This is a genomic window from Ensifer sp. 1H6, from assembly GCF_001976035.1.
In the GTDB taxonomy this organism is placed as follows: Bacteria; Pseudomonadota; Alphaproteobacteria; order Rhizobiales; family Rhizobiaceae; genus Ensifer; species Ensifer canadensis.
The window spans coordinates 24982-50301 of record NZ_MOAI01000029.1; the positions used below are offsets into that span (position 1 = coordinate 24982).

30 protein-coding genes, 1 tRNA gene and 3 pseudogenes are annotated in these 25320 nt (G+C 61.7%); 19 read left to right on the plus strand and 15 right to left on the minus strand.

All coding sequences use genetic code 11. The annotated features are described in order from the left end of the window. Positions 1–81: 81 nt before the first annotated feature. A complete protein-coding gene (locus tag BKP54_RS26975; protein ID WP_084815196.1) occupies positions 82–786 on the minus strand; it encodes a DUF930 domain-containing protein in 705 nt (234 codons plus the stop codon). A 564-nt stretch (positions 787–1350) separates the two neighbouring features. On the opposite strand from BKP54_RS26975, the gene BKP54_RS26980 reads away from it, so the two are divergent. Both BKP54_RS26980 and BKP54_RS26985 read left to right on the plus strand, forming a co-directional pair. Next, entirely contained in the window at positions 1351–2268 is a 918-nt protein-coding gene (locus BKP54_RS26980) for a PhzF family phenazine biosynthesis protein (protein ID WP_025427508.1), read from the plus strand. Positions 2269–2712: 444 nt separating this feature from the next. Continuing rightward, positions 2713–2788: transfer RNA gene (locus BKP54_RS26985), tRNA-Lys, on the plus strand. Positions 2789–2875: 87 nt separating this feature from the next. On the opposite strand, the pseudogene BKP54_RS26990 reads toward BKP54_RS26985, so the two are convergent. The 4 genes and pseudogenes from BKP54_RS26990 to BKP54_RS27005 all read right to left on the minus strand — a co-directional run. Then, positions 2876–3190 (minus strand): annotated as a pseudogene (locus tag BKP54_RS26990) (hypothetical protein); the annotation flags it as partial. A 55-nt stretch (positions 3191–3245) separates the two neighbouring features. After that, positions 3246–3440 carry a hypothetical protein gene (locus BKP54_RS26995; protein ID WP_025427506.1) on the minus strand — a complete coding sequence of 65 codons (195 nt, stop codon included), beginning with the start codon at positions 3438–3440 and terminating at the stop codon, positions 3246–3248. Between the two features lie 145 nt (positions 3441–3585). Continuing rightward, positions 3586–3867 (minus strand): hypothetical protein, encoded by a 282-nt coding sequence (locus BKP54_RS27000; protein WP_025427505.1) that lies wholly within the window; start codon positions 3865–3867, stop codon positions 3586–3588. Between the two features lie 55 nt (positions 3868–3922). Beyond that, positions 3923–4120 (minus strand): hypothetical protein, encoded by a 198-nt coding sequence (locus BKP54_RS27005; RefSeq protein ID WP_025427504.1) that lies wholly within the window; start codon positions 4118–4120, stop codon positions 3923–3925. A 348-nt stretch (positions 4121–4468) separates the two neighbouring features. Here BKP54_RS27005 and BKP54_RS27010 point away from each other — a divergent pair, with 348 nt between their 5' ends. The 5 genes and pseudogenes from BKP54_RS27010 (at position 4469) to BKP54_RS27035 (ending at position 9478) form a co-directional block, all read left to right on the plus strand. Then, a complete protein-coding gene (locus BKP54_RS27010; RefSeq protein WP_025427503.1) occupies positions 4469–5080 on the plus strand; it encodes a hypothetical protein in 612 nt (203 codons plus the stop codon). An 878-nt stretch (positions 5081–5958) separates the two neighbouring features. Then, positions 5959–7476 carry a DUF1254 domain-containing protein gene (locus BKP54_RS27020; RefSeq protein WP_057206224.1) on the plus strand — a complete coding sequence of 506 codons (1518 nt, stop codon included), beginning with the start codon at positions 5959–5961 and terminating at the stop codon, positions 7474–7476. A 174-nt stretch (positions 7477–7650) separates the two neighbouring features. Then, complete coding sequence (locus BKP54_RS27025) at positions 7651–7971, plus strand: hypothetical protein (protein WP_025427500.1); 321 nt, start codon at positions 7651–7653, stop codon at positions 7969–7971. 450 nt (positions 7972–8421) lie between these two features. After that, positions 8422–9021 (plus strand): annotated as a pseudogene (locus BKP54_RS27030) (DUF6596 domain-containing protein); the annotation flags it as partial. 94 nt (positions 9022–9115) lie between these two features. Then, positions 9116–9478 (plus strand): SPW repeat protein, encoded by a 363-nt coding sequence (locus tag BKP54_RS27035; RefSeq protein ID WP_025427498.1) that lies wholly within the window; start codon positions 9116–9118, stop codon positions 9476–9478. A 445-nt stretch (positions 9479–9923) separates the two neighbouring features. Here the strand turns inward: BKP54_RS27035 and BKP54_RS27040 are convergent, their stop codons facing one another. Next, positions 9924–10586, minus strand: a complete 663-nt coding sequence (locus BKP54_RS27040; protein WP_025427497.1) for a hypothetical protein — start codon at positions 10584–10586, stop codon at positions 9924–9926. A 237-nt stretch (positions 10587–10823) separates the two neighbouring features. Here BKP54_RS27040 and BKP54_RS27045 point away from each other — a divergent pair, with 237 nt between their 5' ends. Both BKP54_RS27045 and BKP54_RS27050 read left to right on the plus strand, forming a co-directional pair. Then, positions 10824–10997 (plus strand): DUF1328 domain-containing protein, encoded by a 174-nt coding sequence (locus tag BKP54_RS27045; RefSeq protein WP_025427496.1) that lies wholly within the window; start codon positions 10824–10826, stop codon positions 10995–10997. 83 nt (positions 10998–11080) lie between these two features. Beyond that, positions 11081–11482: a hypothetical protein gene (locus BKP54_RS27050; protein ID WP_025427495.1), complete on the plus strand. Its 402-nt coding sequence runs from the start codon at positions 11081–11083 to the stop codon at positions 11480–11482. 375 nt (positions 11483–11857) lie between these two features. Here the strand turns inward: BKP54_RS27050 and BKP54_RS27055 are convergent, their stop codons facing one another. Next, complete coding sequence (locus tag BKP54_RS27055; RefSeq protein ID WP_128090504.1) at positions 11858–12346, minus strand: hypothetical protein; 489 nt, start codon at positions 12344–12346, stop codon at positions 11858–11860. 168 nt (positions 12347–12514) lie between these two features. Between BKP54_RS27055 and BKP54_RS27060 the strand changes: the two genes are divergently transcribed. After that, complete coding sequence (locus BKP54_RS27060) at positions 12515–12667, plus strand: hypothetical protein (protein ID WP_025427493.1); 153 nt, start codon at positions 12515–12517, stop codon at positions 12665–12667. Positions 12668–12897: 230 nt separating this feature from the next. Here BKP54_RS27060 and BKP54_RS27065 read toward each other — a convergent pair whose 3' ends face one another. The 6 genes from BKP54_RS27065 to BKP54_RS27090 all read right to left on the minus strand — a co-directional run bounded on the left by BKP54_RS27065 (position 12898) and on the right by BKP54_RS27090 (position 16131). After that, positions 12898–13302, minus strand: coding sequence for a hypothetical protein (locus BKP54_RS27065; RefSeq protein WP_025427492.1), 405 nt, complete (start codon positions 13300–13302; stop codon positions 12898–12900). A gap of 100 nt (positions 13303–13402) precedes the next feature. Next, positions 13403–14023, minus strand: coding sequence for a C39 family peptidase (locus BKP54_RS27070; RefSeq protein WP_057206230.1), 621 nt, complete (start codon positions 14021–14023; stop codon positions 13403–13405). A gap of 34 nt (positions 14024–14057) precedes the next feature. Then, a complete protein-coding gene (locus BKP54_RS27075; RefSeq protein ID WP_198956880.1) occupies positions 14058–14696 on the minus strand; it encodes a putative immunity protein in 639 nt (212 codons plus the stop codon). A 115-nt stretch (positions 14697–14811) separates the two neighbouring features. Continuing rightward, a complete protein-coding gene (locus tag BKP54_RS27080) occupies positions 14812–15231 on the minus strand; it encodes a GNAT family N-acetyltransferase (protein ID WP_025427489.1) in 420 nt (139 codons plus the stop codon). Between the two features lie 256 nt (positions 15232–15487). After that, a complete protein-coding gene (locus BKP54_RS27085; RefSeq protein WP_025427488.1) occupies positions 15488–15694 on the minus strand; it encodes a hypothetical protein in 207 nt (68 codons plus the stop codon). Next, positions 15694–16131 (minus strand): hypothetical protein, encoded by a 438-nt coding sequence (locus BKP54_RS27090; RefSeq protein ID WP_025427487.1) that lies wholly within the window; start codon positions 16129–16131, stop codon positions 15694–15696. The genes BKP54_RS27085 and BKP54_RS27090 overlap by 1 nt, the downstream gene beginning before the upstream one ends. A 248-nt stretch (positions 16132–16379) precedes the next feature. On the opposite strand from BKP54_RS27090, the gene BKP54_RS27095 reads away from it, so the two are divergent. Next, positions 16380–16628, plus strand: a complete 249-nt coding sequence (locus BKP54_RS27095) for a hypothetical protein (RefSeq protein ID WP_025427486.1) — start codon at positions 16380–16382, stop codon at positions 16626–16628. A gap of 447 nt (positions 16629–17075) precedes the next feature. Here the strand turns inward: BKP54_RS27095 and BKP54_RS27100 are convergent, their stop codons facing one another. Further along, a complete protein-coding gene (locus BKP54_RS27100; protein WP_081788905.1) occupies positions 17076–17729 on the minus strand; it encodes a S24 family peptidase in 654 nt (217 codons plus the stop codon). 279 nt (positions 17730–18008) lie between these two features. Between BKP54_RS27100 and BKP54_RS27110 the strand changes: the two are divergent. The 8 genes and pseudogenes from BKP54_RS27110 to BKP54_RS27145 all read left to right on the plus strand — a co-directional run. Further along, positions 18009–18275, plus strand: a pseudogene (locus BKP54_RS27110) (repressor LexA); the annotation flags it as partial. A gap of 4 nt (positions 18276–18279) precedes the next feature. Beyond that, positions 18280–18498, plus strand: a complete 219-nt coding sequence (locus tag BKP54_RS27115; RefSeq protein WP_084815197.1) for a hypothetical protein — start codon at positions 18280–18282, stop codon at positions 18496–18498. After that, positions 18474–18656: a hypothetical protein gene (locus BKP54_RS27120; RefSeq protein WP_084815198.1), complete on the plus strand. Its 183-nt coding sequence runs from the start codon at positions 18474–18476 to the stop codon at positions 18654–18656. The genes BKP54_RS27115 and BKP54_RS27120 overlap by 25 nt, the downstream gene beginning before the upstream one ends. Before the next feature lie 1194 nt (positions 18657–19850). After that, positions 19851–20504 carry a hypothetical protein gene (locus tag BKP54_RS27125; RefSeq protein ID WP_084815199.1) on the plus strand — a complete coding sequence of 218 codons (654 nt, stop codon included), beginning with the start codon at positions 19851–19853 and terminating at the stop codon, positions 20502–20504. After that, positions 20443–21111, plus strand: a complete 669-nt coding sequence (locus BKP54_RS27130; RefSeq protein ID WP_225906313.1) for a hypothetical protein — start codon at positions 20443–20445, stop codon at positions 21109–21111. The genes BKP54_RS27125 and BKP54_RS27130 overlap by 62 nt, the downstream gene beginning before the upstream one ends. Then, positions 21101–21685 (plus strand): helix-turn-helix domain-containing protein, encoded by a 585-nt coding sequence (locus tag BKP54_RS27135; protein WP_025427479.1) that lies wholly within the window; start codon positions 21101–21103, stop codon positions 21683–21685. The genes BKP54_RS27130 and BKP54_RS27135 overlap by 11 nt, the downstream gene beginning before the upstream one ends. 223 nt (positions 21686–21908) lie before the next feature. After that, positions 21909–22514: a hypothetical protein gene (locus tag BKP54_RS27140; RefSeq protein ID WP_057206235.1), complete on the plus strand. Its 606-nt coding sequence runs from the start codon at positions 21909–21911 to the stop codon at positions 22512–22514. A gap of 525 nt (positions 22515–23039) precedes the next feature. Next, positions 23040–24371 carry an amidohydrolase family protein gene (locus BKP54_RS27145; RefSeq protein ID WP_038577126.1) on the plus strand — a complete coding sequence of 444 codons (1332 nt, stop codon included), beginning with the start codon at positions 23040–23042 and terminating at the stop codon, positions 24369–24371. Positions 24372–24591: 220 nt separating this feature from the next. Here the strand turns inward: BKP54_RS27145 and BKP54_RS27150 are convergent, their stop codons facing one another. Beyond that, positions 24592–25014: a YciI family protein gene (locus tag BKP54_RS27150; protein WP_025427476.1), complete on the minus strand. Its 423-nt coding sequence runs from the start codon at positions 25012–25014 to the stop codon at positions 24592–24594. Between the last annotated feature and the right edge of the window lie 306 nt (positions 25015–25320).

The following is a 25320-nucleotide window of genomic DNA, read 5'->3' on the forward strand; positions in this document are numbered from 1 at the left end:
GTTTTGGCGCAACGCGCCATAACGGTTTGGCGCCGGAGCGATGGCGAAGGGCGGGTAATGCGAGGGGATGGTTCGCGACCATCAGTCGGCGGCAGTGTCGGCGATGGGAAGCCCAAGGTCCTGCCATTGCTCGCGCGGGATGGCATCGCCGACCTTGAAGTCGAAGCCGACCACTGTCGTTCGATCCGGCGTGACCGAGCAGGAATAGGCGATGCGCCACCATTGCCGTTTGCTGCGAAACGCTCCGCCATTGGTCTTCAGCGTTTCCCCGGAGAACTTCACGCCCGACAGGGCATAGGCGACGAGGTAATCCGGATCGAGGTCGGCCTTCCAGCGGTGGACCTGTTCCATCGCTTCGAGATTGCAGAGCTGCACCACGCGCTCTTCGGGCGCCAGCTGCGCCAGACCCTTACGCGCCTGGCGGCTACGCGGCGAGGCGAGGATGCCGGCGGAATAGAGGTTTTGGGCGTGCACCAAGCCTGGGGCCTGCGGCGCGGGCTGGTTGCCGCGGGGGCGCTCGTCGGTCGTCTTGGCCGGCGTCTTCAGATTTTCGCGCTGCGGTTCTGGCACCGGCAGGCTCGCTTCCGACGCGGGCACGGCAGGTTTCGGCTTTTCCGGCACGCCGGCCAGGATTTCGACCTCGATGCTGTCTACGGCGCCCGGCGGGGGCATCAGCTTCGGCGGCAGGCGCGAGAATGCGGCGAAGGCGAAGGCATGCAGCACCAGCGCAAGCGCCAAGGCCCACCAGATCGTCGTGTCATCCGCCCGTCGCATCGTTTGCTGCATGCGCTACTGCCCGCTCCTTAAATCCTATTCGATTTAAGGATAAAAACATGCAGCCATTCAAAGTGCTACAGCGACCTTTGCGCGTCTAATAGATGCGCGGCGCTGTAGATCACGTCGTTCAAGATCGGTTTGCTGCGTTGTGTTTTGAAGTGTTGCCCGTTTCGACGGGGTCGCAGAAGCGCTCTACCTCTTTGTTCTTAGCTTTTCCTGACGGAAATCCGCTTCGCACTTTTCCTGGAAGTGCTTTGGCTTCTCGCCCTATGCACGTCGTGACGCGGAAGCGCGGGACATTTTCGGGCGCCATGCATGAGATCAGCACCAAATCCGCGGCACGGTCGCGCATTGGCGGCCGCGGCGATCACTTTTCCGGCACCGGCAGGGGCGTTCTTGCGCAGTCGTGCCGCTGACGGGTGTCCCATGCGGTCAACGGCGGCCTTGTTTTCGGCCCAGTGGCGAGGGGGATCGGATAACGATGGGTGTGGTGCACGATGGCGTTTTTGCGCTTGCCGCCCGGGCGATGACATTGCAAGTTCGTGGCCGGACTATATTCGCAAGGGGGAATAAATGCCGCTCAGCTACGCGATCTACGATGTCTTCACGCAGAACCGGCTGGAGGGCAATCCGCTGGCCGTCGTCTTCGGGGCGGATGCACTCGACGATCAGGCGATGCAGACGATCGCGCAGGAGTTCAACCTTTCGGAGACGGTGTTCATCCGCCGGCCGGGCGGGGCGGCGCATACGGCGCGGCTGCGCATCTTCACGCCGGGGCGCGAGCTTCCCTTTGCCGGGCATCCGACCGTAGGTGCTGCGGTGGCGATCGCCGAAAGAGCCCACGGCATGGCTGAGGAGAGCGCCGATCTCGTGCAGGTACTGGAGGAGAAGGTGGGGCCGGTGCGCTGCGCCGTGCGCATCAAGCCGGGCGAGGCGAGCTTTGCCGAATTCGACCTGCCGCGCAGATCGACCCGGCTCGACGCCCGCTTCGACAAGCAGGCGCTTGCCGACGCGCTGAGCCTGAAGACCTCGCAGATCGGCTTCGAGAACCATGCGCCGTCCTTCTGGAGCGCCGGCGTTCCCTTCGTCATGGTGCCGCTGCACGATGTATCCGCGGCCGCTACCGTCGAATTCGACCCGCAGCGCTGGGAGCATCTGGCGCCGCTTGCCGAAGGACGCCTAGCGTCTGCCTATCTCTATTGTCGCGGCGGCATCAACCACACGGCGCGGTTCCACACCCGCATGTTCAGGCCCGAGATGGGCCTTGCCGAGGACCCGGCAACGGGTGCGGCGGCGGCAGCACTTTCCGGTGCCATCCACCACTTCGACCAGCTGGTCGATGGCCACCACCCCTTTCTGATCGAGCAAGGGGTGGAGATGGGGCGGCCGTCCTTCATCCACCTGCATCTCGATGTGGCGGGCGGCCAGATCAACACGGCGCGCATCGGCGGCCATGCAGTGAAGATCGCCGCCGGCGAGCTGCTGCTTTAAGGGAGCATGGCGCAGGGGCGGATGTCAGGGCGCTTGTAGCGTGCCGCGATCCCTGGGGTTGGCCAGTCGGACTTTAGGCGTGTCGCTACCCGCAAACCGGCTGCACGCTTTTGCGCGACATGCGCTTGGGTTCTTGTCCTCGATGTATTTAGCCTGATGCATGTCGTCGTCCCGAGGCCGCGATATGCTTTGGGAGGCATGCATTCGCCACAGACGCGGCGTTCAAGGTCGGGCAGGGGAAAAGACGGCGTGTTGTTTCAGAGGCTTATGGTGGGTGCATCCAACGCAGTTGGCGAGAAGGGCGGCAGATCCTGTGGAAAAAGCCTGTTTTCCGCCCGTCTGAAATTTTTTCCCAAGAATTTTACAAAGGACGCTAGACAAGCCGAAAGAACGCCTTTATACGCCCCTCCAGACCGCAGCGACAAACACCGAAGCGGTCCGGATGGGTGATTAGCTCAGTTGGTAGAGCAGCTGACTCTTAATCAGCGGGTCCACGGTTCGAGCCCGTGATCACCCACCAAAACTTCCTTAAGCCGCTGATTTATTTCCAAAATTCCTGCTCTGTAAGAAGTTGCCGGTTTCCAAGAATTTGGAAACGGATTCCAATTTACATTGCGTTCTTGTTCCGGAAAGCAGCCGGTTCAATCTCGCTCCAACGAGCCTCCATCAGCTTCATTGCGTCCTTCGCCAATGACCGCAGCGCGACCTCTCGGCCGTAGTGCTGAACCATCTGCGCCGACATGTTGCAGATCGCCCCGACCTGGTTCTCGGTGCACCCAACTTCCAGCAGATTGATGACCGCGTTTTTGCGCAATCCGTGAAAGTCAATCCGCTCGTCGCGGAACCGTGTGAACTCGTGCTTCTTCATCAGCTTCTGCCATTCGGTCCGGAAACCGTCGGCCGACTTATAGGAGGGGGCCTGGGGCGGCCCACTACATGTGGCTGGAGATCGAAACGGCCACGGAAAGCCCACCAGATTAGATCAACTTGGCGAGCTTGGCGCCGTAGTAGCTCAAGCCACCGCTGACGATGAGGCCGACCCAACTTACCCACATAGGAACTGTCCAGCCGTCGATGACAACCGAAAAACCTATGAGAATGCGAACCAAGTGCACCATTGCAACGATCCCGAATATTGCGGCCGCAATCGTCAAGAAGGTCTTCTCGGTCATCGGAAGTTCCTCGTCTCAGAAACAAATAGTCTCTATCACACGCGCATCAGGGTCGTCTTGCGCCGGATCGCTCTGTGACCATACCGCAGCAGCTATGGTCGCCATGTGCAAAGTTGGTATAAGCAGGGTGAGCACTTGCAGCCAGCTAATGTCCACGTGGCGTGTCCTCCTGCAGGAGAGGCGAGTGCCGCTTGCGTGCGAGCAACACGACACCGGCGCCAATCTCGAACATCTCGGCATTCGAATTCATCGCGAGGAAATTGTTGTCGGCAAGTTCCATCAGCGCCGTCGCCACTTCCTCGCGTGACCGTCCGGCCTGGAAGGCCCGATCGGCAATCGACTGAAATTCGGCTTCTATCGCCTCCTGGCAATGGAGGTCGCGATCTGGATGGCATTTGGGATGCTTCGGCGCGGCGATTTTCGGCATGGCGTGTCCTCCCGCAGAAGATGGTAGGGCGCGGGTTGCCGTTCTCAAGGCCTAGCTAATTCACTGATGCCTTCTCGAACACGATGTGCATGTCGGTCCAACCGCGCTGGTAGGCCTCTTCGAGCACGTCGCACGACACGTCGTCGTCGACCCCGTTGACCCAATTTGCATGAGCAAGGTGGAAGATGCCCACTAGGCAAAACTCACGCAAATCGTCGTCGTCAAGCTCGGTGATGAAGGGGGTTGCTTCCATGATGGTCTCCTTTGATCGGAGGCTAAGGCGCATCGGTTGCGGTTGGCTACTCTCACTAGTGATAGTGATTTTTCGGGGTAGTCGACTCGACAAGAGCACGGATCGAAGAATTGGCCGGAGGGTTTCCCCTCCGGCCCCAGGCGCTGTGATGCCGAGGGTAGCGTCGCACGGCTCACACGCAAGGCTGCCACTAGCGCGATCAACGTCAGGCGTCATTCCCGGAGGTCTGTACCGCAAAACTTGACGTCGACCTTTTGAACCTGCCTATTCAAGAAATCTTAGGCGGACTTCCGCAAAGTGGATGCACGCGCGCGCCGGAGAAAACATGAAGTGCAGGAATAGTCCGATATGAAGGCTTCAACTGCCATCCCGCTTGCTCTGCTGCTCGGCGCTGCCACGATGCCGTTCTTGGGAACAACCGACGCGCAGGCACAGAACCGCGACGTCGATCAGTCGGTATTCGCCTTCGGCGGCACGATGGTCGACGCGGACATGTTCCAGTCAGCCAATCCTTTCGGCGTCAAATACGCCGACCTCCCGATCGTCGGCCTCGGCTACCAGTACTTCCCGGTAAGGATGGGCTCCTTCAGGTTTGGACTGGAAGCGGGGCTCGCCGGAAGATTCGGCGGGCATCCGAATGCGGAATTCTGGGGCGGCGTCGTCGGTCGCTACGACGGTTTCGAGATTGGCGATGCTGTCCGTATCTCGCCAGCCCTTACGTTTGGCATCAGCTATGTCACGCATGCCCAGGAGGGACGGGAGCGCCAGAACGAGCTGGAACGCAACGGGAATGCCAGAACCCTGTTCTATCTCGGCCCCGAGTTGAACCTTTCCTTCGAAACCATGCCCGACGTTGATTTCTTCTGGCGGGTTCACCACCGGTCCGGAGCCTGGGGGACGCTCGGCGACATGCACGGAGGCTCCAATGCAAATGTCCTTGGCGTGCGGTTCAATTTCTGAAGGACCTTCTTCGTCTCCAAATCTTCCGAATGCCACGATTTATGTTCTCTATCGGTTGCGCCATCGCACTGCAGCCGATCGAATTCCTTAGTTCACCAAACGCCGAACGGCATTGGCAATGTGTGTCGGTCGTTTGTGGAATTACAGAAAATAATCTAAATAGCGATCAGAATCGGTTGCCAATTCGCGATATGTTCCGGCGTTTCTCGTGCTTTGTCCTAAGCACATTGGAAACAGCTTTACTTGGGCGGTGGCGTTTTCAGCCTAAAGTCAATTACTCTTAATCAGCGGGTCCACGGTTAGAGCCCGTGATCACCCACCAAAACTTCCTTAAGCTGCTGATTTATTTCCAAAAGTCCTGCTCTGTAAGAATCGATCGGCTGGCTTTGGTCGACCGTTTCGCGTCTCATGTTGACCATTGAGGACAGCTCCGCCGGTTCCCTTAAGTAGACATCGTGCAAAAAACTCCAGAAATAACAGAGCCCTGGCGTAAAATGAGTGGTTTCGAACTCTGTTTGCTGCTCAGTACCGTAGAAATATGAATGTCGCGCAAGCAAAGCCGTCTTGCGACGGCGTGCAACACACACGTCCTACTGCATTAGCGAGGGGCAGACCATGACGACCAGACGGAATCTCCTGCTGGCAGCCACAGCCGTCGCAGCGACGGAAGTGCCACTCAGACCGCAGCACGTCGTCCGATACGCCCGCCACTGAAGCCTCGTTGCCCCGAAGGGCGCATCGCGTTCGAGGTTTAGTTACACGCTCGTAACAGTAATTTACGTTGCTCTAAGCCCGGAAGCGACGCAGCGTAAGTGGTGCACTGAGGGAATTCTATTTCACAGATCCAACGGAATTTTAAAGGTTCGGCCATGAGAGCAATGATACGTACGACGAGACTGCTTTGCGCCGCCGCCGCGGCAGTCCTGATAGGCTTGAGTACTGCTTCTGCTGCCGATACGGCGCAGACCTACAAGATGACGACGCCCTTTGCGTCGGGCGTCGCGGTTCCGGATAAGATCGAGTCCTCGATCGGGACGCTGAATCTCAATTACGGCTACCCGTCGGCCGATACCGTCGACAAAATCTACGACAACCTCGACCGTTCGCGCGCGCTGCAGGCTTATCTGCTGGCGATTCCGATCGTAAATCAGGCCGGCATGCGCGACTCGATACGCAAGTTCGGGCCTGATAACCAGACCGACGTGATCTGGGAAAATCTGGTCGATCCGAAGTCCGTGGAGCTGACGGCCAACGATAACACGATCTACAACTACGTTTGGGTCGACACGAGCAAGGGACCGTTGGTGGCCGAGATACCGCCCAAGGTGCTGGGGATGGTCGACGACTTCTGGTACAAGTGGGTGGCCGACATCGGCATCACCGGGGCCGATAAGGGCAAAGGCGGCAAGTACCTCCTGTTGCCGCCTGGATTCAAGGGCGACATACCATCGGGGTATCACGTGGTGCGGCCGAGCACTTTCGGCAGCTACCTCGTCTTTCGCGCCTTCGTTGTAGACGGTTCCACCCAGCCCGGGGTTGACTCGGTCAAGAAGCACCTGCGGATCTATCGCCTGGACGAGGCCGCCAACCCGCCGCCGATGAAATTCGTCAATGCCTCCGGAATTCCGGCGAATTTCGTCTCGCCAGGCGACTATTCGTTCTGGAGCCTGTTGAACCAGGTCATCCAGGAAGAGCCGGCGGACGGTTCCGATCCCACCACCTTGGGCCTGTTCGCCTCGATCGGCATCGTCAAGGGCAAGCCCTTCAATCCCGATGAGCGGATGAAGAAGATCCTCACCGATGCCGCCAACATCGGCGCCGTGACGGCCCGGACGATCGCTTTCAAGGTTCGCGCGAAGGATGCGTATTTCTATCCTGACAGTACGTGGCGCCTGCCGTTTTTTGGCGGCTACAAGTTCGAGTCGGCGCCCGGTGTCAGCAACCTGGATGGTGCTGTCTTCTACTATTACTTCGCCATCGGCGTGACACCGGCGATGGAAGAGAAGATGGTGGGCGAGGGCTCGCAATATCCGTGGTCGGTTCAGGATTCGGAGGGCAATCCCTTTAATGGCGGCAAGACCTACAAGCTGCGCCTGCCGCCAAATGTCCCGGTCAAGGATTTCTGGTCGGTCATCGTCTACGACAACCAGACCCGGTCGATGGTGCAGACCGACCAGCAAGCCCCAAGCGTCAGTAGCCAGAACAAGGGCGTCAAGGCCAATGCGGATGGTTCGGTGGATGTCTATTTCGGACCGAAAGCCCCGGCGGGAATGGAGAACAACTGGGTGCAGACAATCCCGGGCAAGGGCTGGTTCATGATCCTTCGCCTGTACGGTCCGCTGGAACCTTGGTTCAACAATTCCTGGCGGCCTGGTGAGATCGAACTGGTGAAATAGGGGAAAACAGTCGAACGAGCGGATGGTTCGCCATCCGCTCGTTCGATCGTCAGGCGAAGGTTCGTCTCGCAGCGCCGATCGGAGCCGTGCGCTGGCCAAGGCCAGCCGCTCTGGAGGTAAATCCGCGCGCCACCCATCTTGAAAAATCGCAATTGTCGGATTACCGGATATCTCATGAAGATCTTCTCCGGAATTGCGTTTGCTGTTGCTACCCTCTTGCTTGTTTCGTCCTGCAGCGAAACTGGTCCGTCCGGGGATTCCCGGGCTGGCGTCGAAAATGCCCATCTGAGCGAAAAGGCCAAGGCGAAGCCTGCGAGCGGCAAGAAGGCCAAGACTGCAACTGCGGCCGAGGCGAAGGCGCTGGCTGATGCGAAGAGCCCAAGACAGTGCAAGACCCCGAGACAGCAGTGCGGCTATGGCGCAGGTCCGGCCGGCGAGCCGTGTTCGTGCTGGTCGAACGAGGGCTCGCCCGCAATGGGCGTGACCGTCAAGTAGCGAGAGGCAATCTGTCCCGGCCGCCGCGAATCTCTGCGCCTATGTGCCGAGGGCAGGGGTAAGGGCGTGGTGCATCTCGCCCTATTGTTGACCGTGCACTATCAAGTGATCTGTCTGGCTCCATCAGCCGTGTTCGGTTGATGGGGTCTTTTTTGTCGGCAGCGCTTCCGTTTCGACAGACGCAATCCACTGCATCCTCACCTTCAGGCCTTGCCGGCATGCCAACAGGCCGCCGCGCTCGAGCCTCTCTCGCCGATCCTCCAAAAATATTTCGGACGCATGTCGAAATCCGACGGCGGCTTCCGTTCTTGGGTCGTACGCAACTCAAACCGGGGATATCCCCATGATGCTGACGACCACTTCCCTCTACGCCCTCCTGCTCATCCCAATCTGGTTCGTTCTCTGGATCAGGGTGAGTAACGCCCTCCGGCGCAGGGCCGGGATCTCGCCGAGGAGGCCCTGTTTCTGTGCCGGCTGCTGAACCGGCTTCGCCCTGAAGATCCAGAGATCGAGGGGTGCCTTGCGCTTGTGCTGATCACGCATGCGCGCTGCCTGGCGCGCGTCGACGGCGATGGCGTCACCGTGCCGCTCGGCGAGCAGGACCGGACGAAATGGAACCGGGGGCAGATCGACGAGGGGCTCGGGTTGATCGATACCGCCATGCGGCGGCGCGCGCCGGGGCCATACCAGATCAAGGCCGCCATTGCCGCCTGCCACGTTCAGGGCGAGGCATCCGACTGGGCGCAGATCGTACTGCTCTATGACAGCCTGCTGCGGCTGGAGCCGACGCCTGTCGTGCGGCTCAACCGGGCGGTGGCGCTGTGCGAGGCGGGGTGGCAGGAACCGGCGATGCGCTCGCTCGACGCGCTTTCGGCCGAGCTTCGGGACTACCAGCCCTATCATGCGGCGCGAGCGGAGCTCCTGTCGCGGATGGGGCAAGCGGACGAAGCGGCAAAAGCCTATGCGATCGCCATTGCTCTCGCCGGTTCGCCTTCCGATGCGGCCTTCCTGCGGCAGCGGGCAGAACGTCCTTTGCGAACAGCCACTTGAAGTTTCACCTTGCAACAACCATCTCGAATCCAGGGCGTGCAACTGCGCGCTGGCAGTGACGCCTTGGTGAAACTTCATTCGTGGAGGTTATCAAATGGCGTACCATTTCATGGAAGGCAAAAGAGGGCAGGATTGGTGCAATCTTGCGCTGGCAGTGTGCCTTTTCCTTTCTCCCTGGGTGATCGGGTATAGCATGGAAACCGTTCCGGCTTGGAATGCCTGGATTGTTGGGCTTGCGCTTGCTGTGCTGGCCTACGCTACTCTCTCGGTCTTCGCAGAGTGGGAGGAGTGGGCCAATCTGGCGCTTGGGGCATGGCTGGTCGTGTCGCCCTGGGTGCTCGGCTATGCGGTCAATATGAGCGTGATGTGGACGCACGCCGTCCTCGGGCTGCTCGTGGCCGCCGTGTCGGCCTGGGCGGTTTGGGCGCATCGCCACGATCCGCATGCGCATGCGTGAAAGAGCATCGTCTGATAATCCATGATGGCCCCGGTAGGCGCAAGCCGAAGGGCCATCATGGACGAAGGACAGGTTTGATCGAAGGGTTCTCAAGGGACTGACGACACGTGCGTTCATTGGAACTGTTCGTTAAGTTCTCATGGCTCCGGGGCTGGGCTCCGGGTCTGGGGCGGAGCAGCGTCTTGCAATGCTGGTTGGGCCCTACAGCGCCGCGCATCCTGTTGGACGCGCAAAGGTCGCTGTAGCTTTGAATGCTGCATGTTTTTGTCCCTAAGCCGGATAGGGTTTAAGGAAACATGCGGTAGCAATGAAATCGGAAAATCGCTGGAATGATAGACCAATGGCGAGCGCCGACGCCGGCTTTCCATTGTCGGGCCGCGATCGCGGGCGGCGGCTTTCCGGACCGCGAGGCGCCGTTGCGCCCACGGCGCCGGCGTTCAGCGGTTTATGGGCAGCAACCGAGGCGTCTGCAGGCGAATGTATAGGTCCTGTCGGGCGGCTCGAAGACTTGCTGCGCGGACTGCAATGCGGACCAGACGACACTCCTGACGTTGTCGGCAAATAGGGCAAGGAACGTTCCGATCGGGCCTTCCGCCAGCGGGCCGTGGATGGCGGCATGACCGAGCCCCTCGTCGAGTTCGTACGACTGCTCGGCGGTGATGTGCAGCACCTCACCCCGCGTCAGATCTTCCGGGTTGGGGACGCCGACATAGGCGAGCACGGTGGAAGCCAGGAGCTTGCAGACCTGCTTGCAGGCGCGGCAGGACAACTCGCTGGCGGCACTGACAAAGGCGCTGCCGATGCGAGCGATGATGGCGCGAAACCGGCTGCCGGGTCGGGCGCGGATCTCCAGAAAGGCATCGTAGGCCCGCCGCGCGGGGGGTATGATATAGAGCCGCACGCGATCGGCGAAATCCCTGGCCAGGTTTGCGACATCCGGGCCCCTGAGCGTGAAGGTGACGTCGCCGGCCAGGATCTCCAGAAGCAGAACGATGTGGGAATCCTCGTCATCGAACAGGATGCGCTCGTCGATTTCGACGCTGCCTTCGCCAACGAACTCCCGCACCTCTATCGTGTGCTCGCGGATTTCGGTTCGTTGCAGAAACATTGCCGCCCCCAGGGTCGCAACCGTGGGCATATCCTACAATGCGGGGCGGAACCGGGACATTAGCCTTATCTGAGTATCGACCCCGTTTGCTGACTAAGCCTGCGGAGTAACGCAAGGGCAAGGGCCGTATCTCCGACGCTTTGCGAGGTAAAGCGCATCACCGGGAATGCCACGCGGACGGGAACTTTTTGCCGGGATTCGACTTTCCGTAGCGACAACCAAACAGGAGTATTTGCGATGCTCAAGTGGGCGCTGATCTTCTTCGTCGTTTCATTGATCGCCGGCTTTCTCGGCTTCTCCGGCGTTTCGTCGGCAACGGCGGGCATCGCCAAGATCCTGTTCTATCTTGCTTTGATCGTCTTCCTGATCTTCCTGGTGCTGGCGTTCATGGCCGGTAGCGTTGTCGTTTGAGGTGACGAGGGCTGCGGCGCCGACACTGGCGGACATATCGAATTTTCTGTCGCCGCCGTCAGCGAGATGATACGGACCCGCGCATGAACCAGACCTTCCTTGCCGATCGCGCCTGCGGCACCTGCACGCTCTGTTGCCGGCTGCCGGATATCGATGCGCTGGCAAAGCCGGCCAACGAATGGTGTGAGAATTGCGTCGAGGGCAAGGGCTGCCGGATCTATCAGCGGCGGCCGCAGCTTTGCCGCGATTTTCTCTGTCTATGGATGACGGATGAGCGGCTCGGGCCCGAATGGGATCCTGCGAATTCGCACATGATGATCTATCGGCAGGGGCCGCAGATCACCGTGCTTGTCGATCCGGACTTCCCCGATATCTGGAGACGCGAGCCCTATTGGCGGCAGCTTTCGGACTGGGCAAGCGAGCCGACGACGGAGGGGCAATATGTCATCGTCTTCGCCGGCGATGCCGTCTTCAAGGTCGATTGAAATGTTTCCGTCATCGACGGACGAAAACCGCTTCGCATTTTTCCTGGAAGGGCTCGGTCTCTTTGTTTTTCGCATTTCCTAACGGAAAACCGCTTCGCACTTTTCCTGGAAAGGTTCTGCGCCCGGTAAGAAAAAGCCCCGCGCGATGGCGGGGCAAGCAAGCACCCAAAATGGCTCAGGGTGCGGGGAAGCGCAGTTCATAAAGGAACGTACTGCGCGGTACGGTAAATACTATGCCGACCTTGGGCTGGGGAAGGTCCGATTCGGCGATTCCGGTACGCCTGATGAAATAAATACGACGGGCGAGCTGTAGCGGCGCGGTTGCGCGGGCCGGCAGTACGGCTCAGGGCCGCCGGGGCGAGACAGGTGGCGGGCCTATTCCGGCGTCGTCAATTCCTCGTCCCAGGCCTCGAGGCTGCCCAGGATCTCCCTCAGCGTCTCTCTTCCCTGAACCCAGAGGCCTTCGTCCGGGATCGGCTGCACATCACCGCCCGCCGCCGCGATCGCGCTTCTGACCTCTTCCGGGCTTTCGCGGACATATTGGCGCTTGCCGCCGATATCCAGCGCTGACCCTAGGCCAGGCACGCGGTGGTTGGGCGCAAGCGGCATTGGCCCCTTGGCCGCGTGCACATTGACCCAGACCGGCGCGCCGATGCGATGGGTGAAACGATAGAGGGATGGCAGCTCGGCCTTGACGGCAGCGGCGACGGCCGCTGCCTCCTCCTGGACGAAAAAGGTCTGGCCGGCATTGATCAGCGTGTTGCCGAGACCGTCATCGAGGCGCGGATCCGTCTTGCGGATGCGCAGCACCTGGCTTGCCTCTAGCTCCAAAGGGGTGCCACTCCTTCGCATAAGCCTGATCATGAAATCCTCTCGAACGACAGGTTTAAGAGTGCTCCAAGTTTCGGAAGGTGTCGAGTGGGCGGTGCCGGCACGAAACTGGTTTAGTCCTTGTTTTTGTTGTCGGACACGTTGATTTTACCAGCGGGCGCGTCATCTCGTCAGGCGAGGCAAATCAAGACGGAGATGAGGATGTCCAGGGCCACCATCGCGCTGGTGTGTCCGGTGCTGCTTTCGCTGACGGCCTGCGGGAACACGGTGCGCGGATTCCAGAAGGACGGCACCGAGACCGGCCTTGCTCTCGACAATGCGACGTATCGGGTGCTGAAGGCGAGCGCTCAGTAAAGAGCGCCCGGCCTTGCCACCGGGAGACGGCCGCGCGTCTTTGCGAGCCAGCGCGGTTCCGGTAAAGACGGAAACGCGCTAGCTCCTTGTTTTTTACGAAAACCGCTTCGCACTTTTCCTGGAAATGCGCTGGAGCGTTTCCCGTTTAGACTGAGCCGCAGAACGCTATGGCTCTTTGTTTTTACGCATTTCCTGACGGAAAACCGCTTCGCACTTTTCCTTGAAATGCTTTAGCGCGACGGCACCGCGGTCGGCCGCGTCACCGTCTCGCTGCTGCCAAAGATGATGGCCGCAAACAGGAGCACGCCGATGAAGGTGATGACCGACGCGATGGCGACCACCGGCTCCAGTTGCGGGCTGCCGGTCAGCATCAGGTACAGCGACGGCACCAGCAGCGCGACGCCGGCGGTGTAGACGCAGTACTGGATCATCGCCAGACGCTTCTGCGCCTTGGCCGGGTTCAGCGCGTGGTAACCACCGAAGATCGCCATCGTCACCCATCCCAAAAGGTTTGCATGGGCGTGGGCGCCGATCGCGCTGTGATCCTGGCCGATGGCCATGTGCAGGCCCATCGATATGCCGATGATCAGAAAGATGATCGCTGTCTTGAAATACAATTGTGCTAGGCGTGGCATAAAGTAATTCCCCTCTGTTCCTGCCCCACCTGATTATTAGCATTTTCGCAGATGATTGCTGCCTGCCTTTATTGGGTAGTTCTTTGGGCTGGGTGCGAGATCAGCAGCTGACGGCGATACCGCGATTGGCGAAGAAACGGTCGAAGGTGGAAAGCGGCACGACGACATCGGCTTGATTGGCCCGGTCATGGCCGGAAGGATTGTGAAACCGGACGCTCTCGCGCGAGGCGGCCGTTACCAGCACGAGGTGTCCGCCTTTTGAAGGCGGCTCGCGCTGCGGCCACCGTATGGCGCTGCTGACCGAAGCGATGAAGAAGCGGCCTTCGGAAAGCACCTCCGGAATGTCCGTCGTCGGGATGTTGGTCAGCGTTTCGGCGGCAAGCCCGAAGCGCTCGCCGACGAAAGACACGAAGGGAGCGTAGATCAGTCCCTTGATCGAGGCATCGGCCTCGTTGACGACATAGCCGCCATAGTCGGTGCAGCCGCGCGCAAGCGACAGGATCGGGTGCAACTCGCCGCGTGCGGCCAGGATCATCTTCAGGCAGGCCATGCCGCAGACATTCACCGCCCAGCGCGCATATTCCTCAATCGTCTCAGCGCCCGAGTTGCGCCAGAGCGGATCGCGGTGAAGGGCCGCCGCACCCTCCGACAGAACCGCCAATGTCATCTCCGGGCTTTCCCATTGGCTGAAATAGGGGACCTTGTGTTCTACTGTTTCCATACCGCTTACTCCGTCGGGCGCGACGCAACTTTTGTCATTGGCGCAAGCCCCTATCAAGCCGGTAGAGCAGCGCGTGGAACTGGCCCTTGCTTGGTGCGCGCGCCGGCATTCGCTGCACGATGTGCCGGACTTCGGGTGGTGCCTGCGCGATCGCCCAGCGGACTTCCGCTTCGATGATGCCGGCCGGATCGACGGCGGCGAGCGCTGCGGCTTGCGCGCCGTAGGCTGCCGGGCCAAGGATGTGGTTGACCTGGTGAGGGGTGGCGTCGGATGGGCGTAGGCGGATCCGGCGGGCAGCCATTGCGGCGCGGGCGGCGGCGGAGGCTGCGGGATCGCCGGCCTGGCGTGCAGCGGAATTGGCCGCCCAGGCTAGCTTGCGCAGCGCTGCAGTCCGCGCACCGCCTTGCGCAAAGGCGCGGATGGCCGAGAGAGCTGCGCGCGGGCGGGTATCATCAGGGGCCTCCGTCTCGAAAATGGGGAGGGCGCGTTCGGCGCAAACGGCAGCCCAGAGCGCAATATTGCGCAGGTCTTCTTCGTTCAGCAGTGGCGGATTCGTTTCGATGGGCATCATCTGCGGTCCCGGCGCGATGGGCGTGTCGATGTCTGTTTCGATGAAGCGGGGGATTTCGGCAATATCAGGGCGTGGCGTGGAGCGTCCCCCAAAGGCTGTCACGTTCAACGCCTCTCTACGGCCGGCCAAGGGTGTTTCTAGTCTCAGAACCGCTGCAGCGCTTTGTTTTCACGCATTTCCTGACGGAAAACCGCTTCGCACATTTCCTGGAAATGCTCTATGCGGCGCGGAAACAGAACACGATTTCGGGGTCGTTTTCATCGAGGTTGTCGATGTACCCGCTTGTGTGAAAACCGGCGCCGCTCAGGAGCTGCTGCATTTGCCTGTTGGACTGGTTCGTCGATGTGAAGATCTTCGGCGTTGCGCATATGCTCTTGAAATGTTCGACGAGCGCCATTCCGAGGCCCTGGCGACGAAACTGCGCGCCGACCATGACCATTTCAATGAAGCCGTTGCCGAAGAAATGGTAGGCCAGGACACCATAGGCTCCGACGGATTTGTCCGTCTCGGCCACGTAGCAGCAGCCTGTCTCTATCCACGCCCTGATATGATCACGGCGCTCGGGGTCGCCAGCCGCAATCGTATCGAGGGCGACCAGGCTGTCGTAGTCGGCGATGGTGGCGCTTCTGATTTTCATCAACGAATCCGGATGTGGTCGAGTCAGGGCGTAAAGAATCCGCCGAGCGAGATGCGGGCACGACGCCTAGCTTTAGGCGGCCAGCGCATCTTTTTCCATGGCGGATTTTCAGAAGCGTACAGCGGGACGAATGTCTGAGACGGGAATGAAGAGCGATCGCACGGGCAGCCAAGATCGGTATTTGAGCTGGCATTTTGGGTGATGAGGGCGGGTCGTTGCTCGACCCTCAAGTGGTGGAACAGATGCGAACGAGTGATCAGCGCCGCGCCGCATCAGGCTGGCGAGCAGTGGCGGCGGCAAGGGTGGCGCGCTTGCGGGTGGCCATCTCGTTGAATGGGGCAAGGCCCATGCGCTCGATATAGGCTGTTACGGCTGCCTCGACGCCCTTGTCGTTGCCGTCTTCCGTTTGCCAGAAGGCTTCCATGGCGGCGAAGAGGGCCGATTTGTCGAGTGCGATATCCATCAGGGCTGGGGTCCGAACTGCTGGCGGTGATTGAGCGTGCCGTGGCCCGGCTGGCAGAAGGGAGCGGCCTGGCGGAGGCCACCACCCGGCGCCTCGAAATCCGCGCACCAGCGTTCCCACGCCTCAGACGTGCGCACGAAGGCGGGCAGGAGGTGTTCATCGTCAGGGGTGCGATCGAAATCGTCGAGCCAGGCGTCGGCGACGGTCTCGGAGATGTCTTCGCCGGAGAGCGCTTCGAGATCGAAGCGGATGAGCTTGGTGGCGTGCTCGCCGTCATGGGCCCTCAGCCAATCGGCGGCAGTCGCAAAGATGGTGCCGATGCAATCGCTTTCCTCGATGAAATGGCCGCGCCCGAGCATGGTGACCGCGAGGATGATCTCGCGGCTCTGGGTGAAGGGGCTGACAAGCTTACCTTCTCGTACTGATGTCACTGTCATGCCTTCTCCCTGGCGAAACAGCAGGAAGGGCCGGCACGAGCCTTGAGGCGCGCTGCCGGATCCGGCTTTCCTCGTTTTCAATTGATGGTCACATAATAGGGAAAATCCTATTTATCCATCAATAGGAAAAATATATTCGGCAGGATTTTTCTGACTGGCCTGTCGATATCCTTCTGTTTGTTCTTGTTTTGTTCGGAAGATTGAGTCAGCTTAGGGCTGCCATTGCAGGTGGCAGAGAGGAGCATGACATGGTCACAAACTTCGTCGTTCAGAGCTTTACGCGGGGAAATCGGGGTGCCTTGCTCGCCGACACTCCGGTGCAGGCGACAGGGGCCGATCACGCGCTCCGGCTGGCCGAAAGGCTGGCATCGACCAAGGTGGGCGTTGTCGCATTCAGCCGGGCAGGGGATCTGTCGACCGGCGAATTCGAAGACGCGACCATCCTTTTTATCGGCGGCGACCTGCCGTCCGAGATGCAGGAGATCATGGCCGCATAGACGGATCGGCAATTGCGTGAGACGGGCCTGTCCGTCGGTCTCGCGTTCTTTTCCGGTGTCCCAGGCGGCGGGGTGCGTTGTGTGGGCGGGCGCTTGGGCGCCGGTGGGCCGCTTAAGGCTTCCCAACTGTCATGCGAGCCGGCGCCGGGCGGCCACGTTGCACGCGCCGGTTCCCGGGATTTTTACTGCGTGCCGGCTTCCTCTCGGCGGCGTGCCATTTCGGCTGCGTGCTCCGCTGCTGACAGTGCACTCCAGCGCCGCGCGTCTTATTAGACGCGCAAAGGTCGCTGTAGCGCTTTGAATTGCTGCATGTTTTTATCCTTATCGCCGGCTGCTCTCGCGCATGACGTAGCGTCAAGCAGGCGCCATTTTCGAAAAGCTATTACTTTTGAAGCTGTTGCGGAGCGGTGTTCCGGGCGGCGGCTGGCGGGCGATGCCTGCGCAGCGTCAGCGGGCGCTGTATTTGCCCACGACCCGGTGGCAGAAGGACCATTCCACCCGGCTCTCGGTGAATTCCAGATAGGGATTGTACTGCTTCAGCGTCCATTCCCGGTCGTTGAACGACACCAGGCGCTTGATGATCGCCTCGGCGTCGTTGGCGGGTGGCACGTGGTAGAGCACGACATCCTTGTCGCGCGCCGGCGGCAGGTGCGGATGCACCAGCGCCATGTCGCCGGGCTCATAGGCCGGAATCATCGAGGTGCCGGTGAGGTAGATGCCATAGGCGCCCTTGACGCCTTCGAGCACCGAGGGGCGCTTGACGTATTCGACCGCATCGAAGGTGACGATCACATGGCCGTCGCCGCCCTGGGCGGCAACGAAAATCGGCAGGTCGCGATGGCCGACGAGCTGCTCGCCGGGCACGATCTGCGGATTGAAACCGGTGGCGTTGCGGGGTTGGCCGGTTTCGCCCGCGTCCGGCGTCGCGCTGATCAGGTCGGTGATGGTGCGCACGTCACGTTCGCGCAGTTCGCGCGGGCTCTCGCGCTCGACGAACTGCTGGATATAGGCGTGGTTCTTCCCGATCGCGATGGACAGATCCTTGTAGGTCGTCCTCTTCGCGTCGACTGCTTCCCGGATAAGGCGCCGCAATTGATCCATGGCAATGGCATCCCAGATTCCGCTTCCTACGTCCAATAGGATTTTTCCTCTTGATAAAACGATACGATCCTATTATTGATAGGATATGAACGGAAACGAACAGTCAATCGAACTTTACGAGGCCGACATTTTCGGTCGCGGCTCCAGCCTGGAGCGGGCCGGCTGGCACTTTGCCGGGCATGCCAGGCGCGACGCCTCGTGCTTCGCGGGCGGGTGTGACCGACGAGGTAACGCGGCGGGCCGCATCGACGATGACTGCCTGCTTGCTGGAGTGAGCCGATGACTGCCACCAGAATCGCATCAAGGACAACCAGGCGCGCCACGCGCCAGCCGCTCGGCCTGACGCTGCGGCAGAACGAGCTGCTCAGATTCATTCGCTGCTACAGCGCCGACAAGGGCGGGGTCTCGCCGACGTTCGACGAGATGAAGGACCATCTGGGTCTGTCATCGAAATCCGGCATCTCGCGGATGGTGGCGGCGATGGAGGAGCGCGGCGTTATCCGCCGGCTGAAAAACCGGGCAAGGGCAATCGTCGTGGTGGAGGTGGCACATGCTTGAGCACGTGACGGACACGCTTCTCGGCAATCCTGTTTTCGCCGGGCTTGCAGCCTTTTCCGCCACCTCGGTGACGCTCGCCGCCTTCAGCTGGGCTGCCAGCCCGCGCTTGGCTGCGGCAGGCAGCGCACGGGCAGGAGGAGGGCGGTCGGTGAGGCCGGGCTGGCCGGCCGGCTTAGGCGGTGGGGCATGGCGCTTCTCGCGGGCCGGATGAAGCTGGCGCCGGGGCTCGAGCTGATCGGCAAGGGGGACGCACCGGGCAAGAGGGACCTGCCGGGCAAGGAGGACCTGCCGGGTCTCGACTTCGAGGCATTGCAACGCGAGCTCGACGAGGCGTTCGCGCCGGTCTGGCGAGACAGGAGGAAATCGTGATGTCCGGTCCGACAGTCGTCATCGCCTTTGTCGGTGGCTCTGTCGCCGGCTGAAGGCGAGGTGGGGAATGGCTCCCTCCCTCAGGTGAACGGGAAGAGGCCAGGGAATTGTAGGCCATTGGTTCGTCGGCAACGACGGGTGAGGCCCTACTGCATGTTCCTTAAATCGTATTCGATTAGGGACGAAAACATGCAGCAATTCAAAGGGATACAGCGACATTTGCGCGTCTAACAAGACGCGCGGCGCTGTGGAAGAGACTGATCGTCGTCCTGCTGCTGCCCCCGATCTTTTCGGTGCCATGCGGCGCGGCTGCAGCGTCCCTTGCGTGCCGATCCGGCGCGCGGGCGCAGCCGCAGCGGCGATCACAGCGAGGGGCTGCTGCCCACCTCCTCCCCGGTGGCCCCTCGCTTCCATTTCGGCGCCGGCAAACCGTTTCTGACGCATGCCCCCGACGATCGGATGCGATCTCGGTGCGTGATCATGCGCGGGTTCGAAAGGCTGGAGCGGTTTGTGCGTCATGGGGGGGTGCCAGGGCATCGTGGATGCCGGGGCATACCGGACGCGCAGCGCTCCAGCGCCACGGTCACGTGGCCGAACCCAGTCCCGCCCAGCAGGCTGCAGGCGGGGTTTCAGACGGCTTGCCGGCGAGGGCGCGGAGGAAAGTCAGACCAGGTGCAGGGCACGAAGAGCGATCGTCGGTTTGGGCGACGCGAACCTGTGCCGACAATCATGAGGAGCGACGTGATGCGAGAAGTGAGTTTGCAGAGATTTCTTTGTGCGTCGGTCCTGTCGGCGGAGAAATGGCCGCGGAGATGGGTGGCGGGTGCGAGCGTTTGGTCGAGCCGGCGCGTGCACGACCGTAGCGCCATGGCGGACCGGTCGTTGCGGCGAGGCGGCGTGCCTGCCGTTGTCGTGCCGGTGGATGGTCGTGTCCTTTCGTCTGCGAGCGGGATCTTGGCGACGCTTGCCCAGCCTGTTCGACCGCGCGCCATCGCCGGCCGGATCAACAGGTTTGTGCAGCGGCTTTTGCCGCAGCGGCATCGCGGTGTTTTCGTCCGCGTGGCGCTAGAGCGTTTCCGATTTAAACGGAACCGAACAAACGCTCTATCTCTTTGTTTTTACGCATTTTCTGACGGAAAACCGCTTCGTACTTTTCCTGGAAATTCTCTAGCCCTTGCGAGCGAGGACTAGGCGATGCGCATCACATCGATCGTCGAGGCTCTGGTCCAGTGCGGCGCGACGCCGGAGATGATCCTGTGTGCGGTGCGTGCGGCGGAGGCCGGCCAGCAATCGGGCATCGACAAACGCCGGGCCAGCGATCGCGAACGGCAACAGCGCCGCCGCGCTCACGTGACGTCACAGGTCGTCACGGCGACGGACGGCGTCCCCCTCTCTGATAAAGAAAGATCCCCCGCACCCCCTAAAGAAATTAACTCTCCCGACAACACCCAAACCCTTGCGCCGCGGCGTCCTGTGCCAGGTGGCAGGCGCGCCACGCGCCTTCCCGAGCAATTCGAGCCGGACCGGGATTTTGCCGCCCGGCTGGGCTTCGGCGCGGCCCAGGTGGATCTGGAGCTTGAAAAATTCCGGGATTACTGGACGGCGAAATCCGGTCGGGACGCGGCCAAGCTCGACTGGCTCGCCACCTGGCGCAACCGGATGCGCAATGCCGCAAGGCCGCGCAAGGATCACAGGCCACAGGCGCCGCCGCGCGAAAGCGCCTTTGCCCGCCACCAGCGGGAATGCCGACAAGCGATAGAGCGAGAACTCAATGGAAACCTTGGAAATGACGACCTTATCAACAAACCGATATTCGACCTTGAGCCGGGAGATTACCGCGCTCACTGAACGGCTGGCGCCGGCAAGCGACGATGCGATCCTGCGCAGCCTCAACGTGATGCAGACGGCCGGCATGACCATGCCGCAGGGCATCGATCCCCGAAAACTTCTGCCTGTCTACCAATATGCGCTGGCGGGGGTGCCCGCTTGCGGGCTTTCGGTAGCGACGCAGAAGCTGATCCGCGGCGACTATGCCGCCAACGCCAACGTGCTTCTGGGCACGATTCCGAAGCCGCCAGTGCTGGCGGCGCTGGCCAAGAGCGAGGCAGCAGCGACGCGCGCCGAACTGGCGCGCAGACGCGACCTCGCCGTGGCGCTGAACCCGACAGGGCCAGTGCCTGAGCGCTCGCCCGAGATCCGCGAGCGGGTGAGGGTGCGGCTTCGCCAGTTTCGTGCCGAGCAGGCGGCGGTCAAGGCGGCCAAGGCCATGCCAAGCGAGGCGCCAGCGGTCTCGCGGGCCGGGGTGCTGGCTGAGATGATCGGGCTTCCCGATGCAGCCACCATTACGACCGAACAGCGCGCCTATCGAGTGAGGCTGGAACGCGAGATGGCCCATCCCGCAGGGCGTGGGGCGGCGATGGATTTGACCATGGAGGTGGCGAGCGATGCAGCCTGAAACGAGATATTCGACGATGCCGACGGGCGAGCAGCTCGCCCAGAAGGGGTCCGGCAGCGTCGGCACCGCGCGCGGCAGGAGGGGCGGGCCGGATGCCGAGCCGCATTCTTTGGAAACGCGGACGGCGGACTGCACGACCAGCGGAAATGCCGGCGAAAGCGAGCCGCCGCAGGCGCCAACGCCCGACGCGTTGCTCGGCGCGCTCAGCGCCCATGTGAAGGCGCAGCGGCTGCGGGTGCTGGAGCTGGAGCTTGCGCTTGCCGACGCTGAAGCGCGGATCCTGTCGCAAGCGCAGCTGCTCTGCGGCACGAATGCCGACGGCGAGGGCGGCCTCTTCAGCCGCCGACCGGTGCGCGAGATCGTCGAGGAGGTGCTCATTGCCTATCCCGGCATCGGCTGGGCCGATGTGATCGGGGTTCGCCGGGAGCGCCGGCTGGTGGAGCCGCGCCACCGCTGCATGGCGGCGGTTTATGACGAGCGGGAGGACCTTTCGCTTCCGGCGCTCGGCCGCATCTTCCGGCGCGACCACACCTCGGTGCTGCACGCGGTCAACAAGGGCAGGGCGAAGCGATGAGCCGCTCTCTGAGCGGTCGGCCTGACGGATCGTGGCCCGGTCCACGGGCGATCGCGATCGGCGGCGACGGGACGGGGTGGCTTGGGCGGCGGACTATCGCCAGCTTCGGCTGGTGGGTCGCCGGCTATCGCCGGTGGCGGGCTGCAGTCTCTGCTCGCCGTCGCCATCGGGCGGGTGTGGCGGTGCCAGGCCCGGTGCACGATGGACGCACTGACGAACACGTATTTTCGAGGCGAGCACCCGCATTGCCGCGGCCAAGCGGGCAGGCAAGGCGGGCCGGCCGCGCAAGGCCGATGTGGCGCGCTATCCCGGCGGGCAGATCAAGCATGGCGAAACCGAAAGAGAGGTGCGCTCGGTCGCCATCGCCGCACGGCAAAGTCACCACTTTTCAGGAGCGAAGGGCGTCGATGTCGGCAGTCCCTTTGCCGGCTACACACTCGGCCGGATGTTTCTCGACGGCAAGCTGACCGCACACGAACGCGCGGCTGGCGACGAGTATGCCCGGCAGATGGCGCGCTATTACAGCCTGACCGGCATTCCCTTCCCAAGCGTGCGGGCGCAGTCGCTGTTCAGCGTCAAGGGTTTCGAAGGCGAGACGACCGAGCGCACCCGGGCCGCAATGGCTGCGACCAACCGGATGATGGAGCTCGAGGGCGTGCTTCTGAAGCTGCCGGAAGGGCCGCGGGTGAAGACCACGGTCTTCAACGTCTGCGTCATGGACTACGAGGTGCTGCGCACCATGCCGGAACCGCAACTGGCCTGGCTGAAGCGCGGCCTGACCGAACTGCACTGGCATCTCGGGCTTTCCAGGGAGAGGGAGGCGGTTTGAGTGGCGCGCGCCTGTTGCCGAGGGAGCGGTCTCAGGCAGGCCCCCTAGGCTCCGGGCAATTGCTGATAATGCCTGGGAGTGACCCCGTTGACCTTATCCTCGTCCCTGTGGCCGGGATCCAGCGACCTTTGCGCGTCTGATAAGGCGCGCTGGGCTGTAGGGTGAGGCGGAATCGCGCCGCGATGGCCTTGGTGCAACCATGATCCATGGCGACGCTTCGGCTTGCGTCATCAACGTCTGCTTGTACCTAAAAGCAGACGTTGATATTGTTTGGTGCCGAATGGCGATCGGCCTGACTGCGAACATGGCCTTGCAAGTGCATGGACGAGCGGTGGCTCGCGCCTCGGCCCATCGCAATGGATGCTGCAACTTTCTCTCGTGTGCCACGACCCATCCCTTCCTCAAGGTTGGAGAATCGCCGTGTGTATCAATTCTTTCGAATCGCAGGAGTTGATGAAAGCCACGTTTGTGACGCGTGCCTTGTCCCACGCCGTAGCCGTGTACGCTTGTGTCCGCACAGCTTTCATGGTGCTGCTGTCCCGCAGGCGGTGGATTGCGGCAGTTCTCGTGCTCGGAGCCTGCCCGGCTGCGTGGGCGGATGATGTGCTTTTCGAGAACGTCCGCATTTTCGATGGAAAAGGAGCGACCTCGCTTTCGGCTCCGTCGAATGTACTGGTCAAAGGCAATGTGATCACTCGGATCTCGACAAGCCCTGTCGAAGCGGAGGGTGCCCAGCGCATTGCCGGGAACGGCCGAACGCTGATGCCGGGTCTTATCGATGCGCATTGGCACGCAATGCTGGCCCGGTCCACTCCTGCAGAATCGTTCGGCGACGTCGGCTTCAACAATCTTGTGGCCGGCGACGAGGCGACGGACACACTGATGCGTGGCTTCACCACCGTCCGCGATGTTGGAGGGCCGGTGTTCGGTCTGAAGCGCGCGATAGACGCCGGTATTGTCGAGGGCCCGCGCATCTACCCCTCCGGCGCCATGATCACCGTGACCAGCGGGCATGGAGACTTCCGCCAGATGACCGACCTGCCGCGGGTGATCGGCGGCCCGCTCACCCGCATGGAGCAGATCGGCGGGAGCATCGTCGTCGACAGCCCCGACGAGGTGCGCATGCGGGTCCGTGAGCAACTGATGCAGGGCGCGGCGCTGGTCAAGATGACGGCAGGTGGCGGCGTGTCGTCACCCCACAGCCCGCTGGATGTAACTACCTTTACCGAGGCTGAGCTGCGGGCCGCGGTCGAAATAGCCGACAATTGGGGCACCTACGTTGCGGCACACGCCTTCACGTCGCATGCGATCAAGACAGCGATTGCCGCCGGCGTGAAGTGCATCGAACACGGCTTCCTCATGGATGAGGAAACCGCCAAGCTGATTGCCGACAAGGGCATCTGGCTAAGCCTGCAACCGCTTCCCGAGTTGTTGCGGCAAGGCTTTCCTGAGGGATCGGTCGAGCGGGCCAAGGCAGATGAGGTGTGGCCCGGCATCGGCAGAACCTACGAGCTGGCGAAGAAGTACAAGATCAAGACGGCGTGGGGCACCGATGTCTTGTTCTCCCGCGCATTGGCGCAGCAGCAGGGGGCGATCCTCGCCTCCCTCGTTCGCTGGTACACGCCTGCCGAAGCGCTCTCCATGGCGACTGGGACTAATGCGGAGTTGCTGGCGCTATCCGGCCCGCGCAATCCCTATCCGGGAAAGCTCGGCGTGATCGAGGAGGGCGCGCTTGCCGATCTCCTGCTCGTCGACGGCGACCCGTTGGGCAACATCGACCTGGTGGCCGATCCCGCCAACAACTTCAAGATCATCATGAAGGACGGCATCATCTACAAGAACACGTTGGTGAAATAAGGAACAACTAAAACGGCTTGTTGCCTGGCACACGATTGTGAGAAACGGTACAGCAGGCTGACGGCGCAGGCCCGAGCGGCGGCGGATTTGCCGTCAGATGATAGCCAGGCACAGGCGGCAAAGACGTACCCGGGAAGATGGCGTGCTCAATGCTGGTGTCGACAGCCGGGATTCGTTAGAACCCCAGCTCTCCGCAATGCATTGCCGGTCTAAGACGCTCTCAATTGCCGCCGATGCGTTCGCGCAGGCGGTCGTCGCGCTCGGCGATCTCCGGGGTGATCAGGTCGCCGAAATCGGCGGCCTCGAAGACTGGGCGGATTTCGATTTCGCTCGGGCCCGGCATCGGGTTGGGGCAGCGCTTCACCCAGGCGATCGCCTCGTCCATGTCCTTGACCTGCCAGATCCAGAAGCCGGCGACCAGCTCCTTGGTCTCGGTGAAGGGGCCGTCGATGACGAGGCGGCTTGCGCCGTCGAAGGCGACGCGCTTGCCCCTGGACGAGGGATGCAGGCCTTCGCCCGCCTGCATGATGCCGGCGTTGACCAGTTCTTCGTTGAACTTGCCCATGGCATCGAGCAACTCGGTCGAAGGCATCTTGCCCGCTTCGCTATCCTCGGTCGCCTTCACCATAACTATCACGCGCATGGTCTTTTCTCCTTTGATCGACGAAGCCACAACGACCTCTCTGCCTGAATGACGATCGGCCGACGACGGGGCCGACATTTCGCCGAAACTTTTTTCCGCACACCGTCGCGGCACTGCGTGAACCCCACGCAGAGAGGGAGCGCAGCGTTTCCGCAACGCCTGGCCGAGTGCTCAGGTGGTGTCGTCGACCAGCGCAGGGAAGACATCTTCGTAAAGATATGGCGATTGCCGCGGATGGCGAGATGCGCTGGCGACGAGATCGGCTGCGCTGTCGCGCTGGTTTCCGAGTGTGATGACCTGTCGTTC

What these genes read in the sequence shown, in the direction of transcription:
- BKP54_RS27100 (WP_081788905.1), bottom strand. Translation starts at nt 17,729, where the DNA reads ATGGATCAATTGCGGCGCCTTATCCGGGAAGCAGTCGACGCGAAGAGG.
- BKP54_RS27035 (WP_025427498.1), top strand. Translation starts at nt 9,116, where the DNA reads ATGGCGTACCATTTCATGGAAGGCAAAAGAGGGCAGGATTGGTGCAAT.
- BKP54_RS27065 (WP_025427492.1), bottom strand. Translation starts at nt 13,302, where the DNA reads ATGCCACGCCTAGCACAATTGTATTTCAAGACAGCGATCATCTTTCTG.
- BKP54_RS27080 (WP_025427489.1), bottom strand. Translation starts at nt 15,231, where the DNA reads ATGAAAATCAGAAGCGCCACCATCGCCGACTACGACAGCCTGGTCGCC.
- BKP54_RS27125 (WP_084815199.1), top strand. Translation starts at nt 19,851, where the DNA reads ATGCGCATCACATCGATCGTCGAGGCTCTGGTCCAGTGCGGCGCGACG.
- BKP54_RS27150 (WP_025427476.1), bottom strand. Translation starts at nt 25,014, where the DNA reads ATGCGCGTGATAGTTATGGTGAAGGCGACCGAGGATAGCGAAGCGGGC.
- BKP54_RS27055 (WP_128090504.1), bottom strand. Translation starts at nt 12,346, where the DNA reads ATGATCAGGCTTATGCGAAGGAGTGGCACCCCTTTGGAGCTAGAGGCA.
- BKP54_RS26975 (WP_084815196.1), bottom strand. Translation starts at nt 786, where the DNA reads ATGCAGCAAACGATGCGACGGGCGGATGACACGACGATCTGGTGGGCC.
- BKP54_RS27045 (WP_025427496.1), top strand. Translation starts at nt 10,824, where the DNA reads ATGCTCAAGTGGGCGCTGATCTTCTTCGTCGTTTCATTGATCGCCGGC.
- BKP54_RS27115 (WP_084815197.1), top strand. Translation starts at nt 18,280, where the DNA reads ATGCTTGAGCACGTGACGGACACGCTTCTCGGCAATCCTGTTTTCGCC.
- BKP54_RS27000 (WP_025427505.1), bottom strand. Translation starts at nt 3,867, where the DNA reads ATGCCGAAAATCGCCGCGCCGAAGCATCCCAAATGCCATCCAGATCGC.
- BKP54_RS27040 (WP_025427497.1), bottom strand. Translation starts at nt 10,586, where the DNA reads ATGTTTCTGCAACGAACCGAAATCCGCGAGCACACGATAGAGGTGCGG.
- BKP54_RS27085 (WP_025427488.1), bottom strand. Translation starts at nt 15,694, where the DNA reads ATGGATATCGCACTCGACAAATCGGCCCTCTTCGCCGCCATGGAAGCC.
- BKP54_RS26980 (WP_025427508.1), top strand. Translation starts at nt 1,351, where the DNA reads ATGCCGCTCAGCTACGCGATCTACGATGTCTTCACGCAGAACCGGCTG.
- BKP54_RS27120 (WP_084815198.1), top strand. Translation starts at nt 18,474, where the DNA reads ATGGCGCTTCTCGCGGGCCGGATGAAGCTGGCGCCGGGGCTCGAGCTG.
- BKP54_RS27010 (WP_025427503.1), top strand. Translation starts at nt 4,469, where the DNA reads ATGAAGGCTTCAACTGCCATCCCGCTTGCTCTGCTGCTCGGCGCTGCC.
- BKP54_RS27050 (WP_025427495.1), top strand. Translation starts at nt 11,081, where the DNA reads ATGAACCAGACCTTCCTTGCCGATCGCGCCTGCGGCACCTGCACGCTC.
- BKP54_RS27070 (WP_057206230.1), bottom strand. Translation starts at nt 14,023, where the DNA reads ATGGAAACAGTAGAACACAAGGTCCCCTATTTCAGCCAATGGGAAAGC.
- BKP54_RS27005 (WP_025427504.1), bottom strand. Translation starts at nt 4,120, where the DNA reads ATGGAAGCAACCCCCTTCATCACCGAGCTTGACGACGACGATTTGCGT.
- BKP54_RS27145 (WP_038577126.1), top strand. Translation starts at nt 23,040, where the DNA reads ATGGTGCTGCTGTCCCGCAGGCGGTGGATTGCGGCAGTTCTCGTGCTC.
- BKP54_RS27135 (WP_025427479.1), top strand. Translation starts at nt 21,101, where the DNA reads ATGCAGCCTGAAACGAGATATTCGACGATGCCGACGGGCGAGCAGCTC.
- BKP54_RS27090 (WP_025427487.1), bottom strand. Translation starts at nt 16,131, where the DNA reads ATGACAGTGACATCAGTACGAGAAGGTAAGCTTGTCAGCCCCTTCACC.
- BKP54_RS27130 (WP_225906313.1), top strand. Translation starts at nt 20,443, where the DNA reads ATGACGACCTTATCAACAAACCGATATTCGACCTTGAGCCGGGAGATT.
- BKP54_RS27095 (WP_025427486.1), top strand. Translation starts at nt 16,380, where the DNA reads ATGGTCACAAACTTCGTCGTTCAGAGCTTTACGCGGGGAAATCGGGGT.
- BKP54_RS26995 (WP_025427506.1), bottom strand. Translation starts at nt 3,440, where the DNA reads ATGACCGAGAAGACCTTCTTGACGATTGCGGCCGCAATATTCGGGATC.
- BKP54_RS27020 (WP_057206224.1), top strand. Translation starts at nt 5,959, where the DNA reads ATGATACGTACGACGAGACTGCTTTGCGCCGCCGCCGCGGCAGTCCTG.
- BKP54_RS27060 (WP_025427493.1), top strand. Translation starts at nt 12,515, where the DNA reads ATGTCCAGGGCCACCATCGCGCTGGTGTGTCCGGTGCTGCTTTCGCTG.
- BKP54_RS27025 (WP_025427500.1), top strand. Translation starts at nt 7,651, where the DNA reads ATGAAGATCTTCTCCGGAATTGCGTTTGCTGTTGCTACCCTCTTGCTT.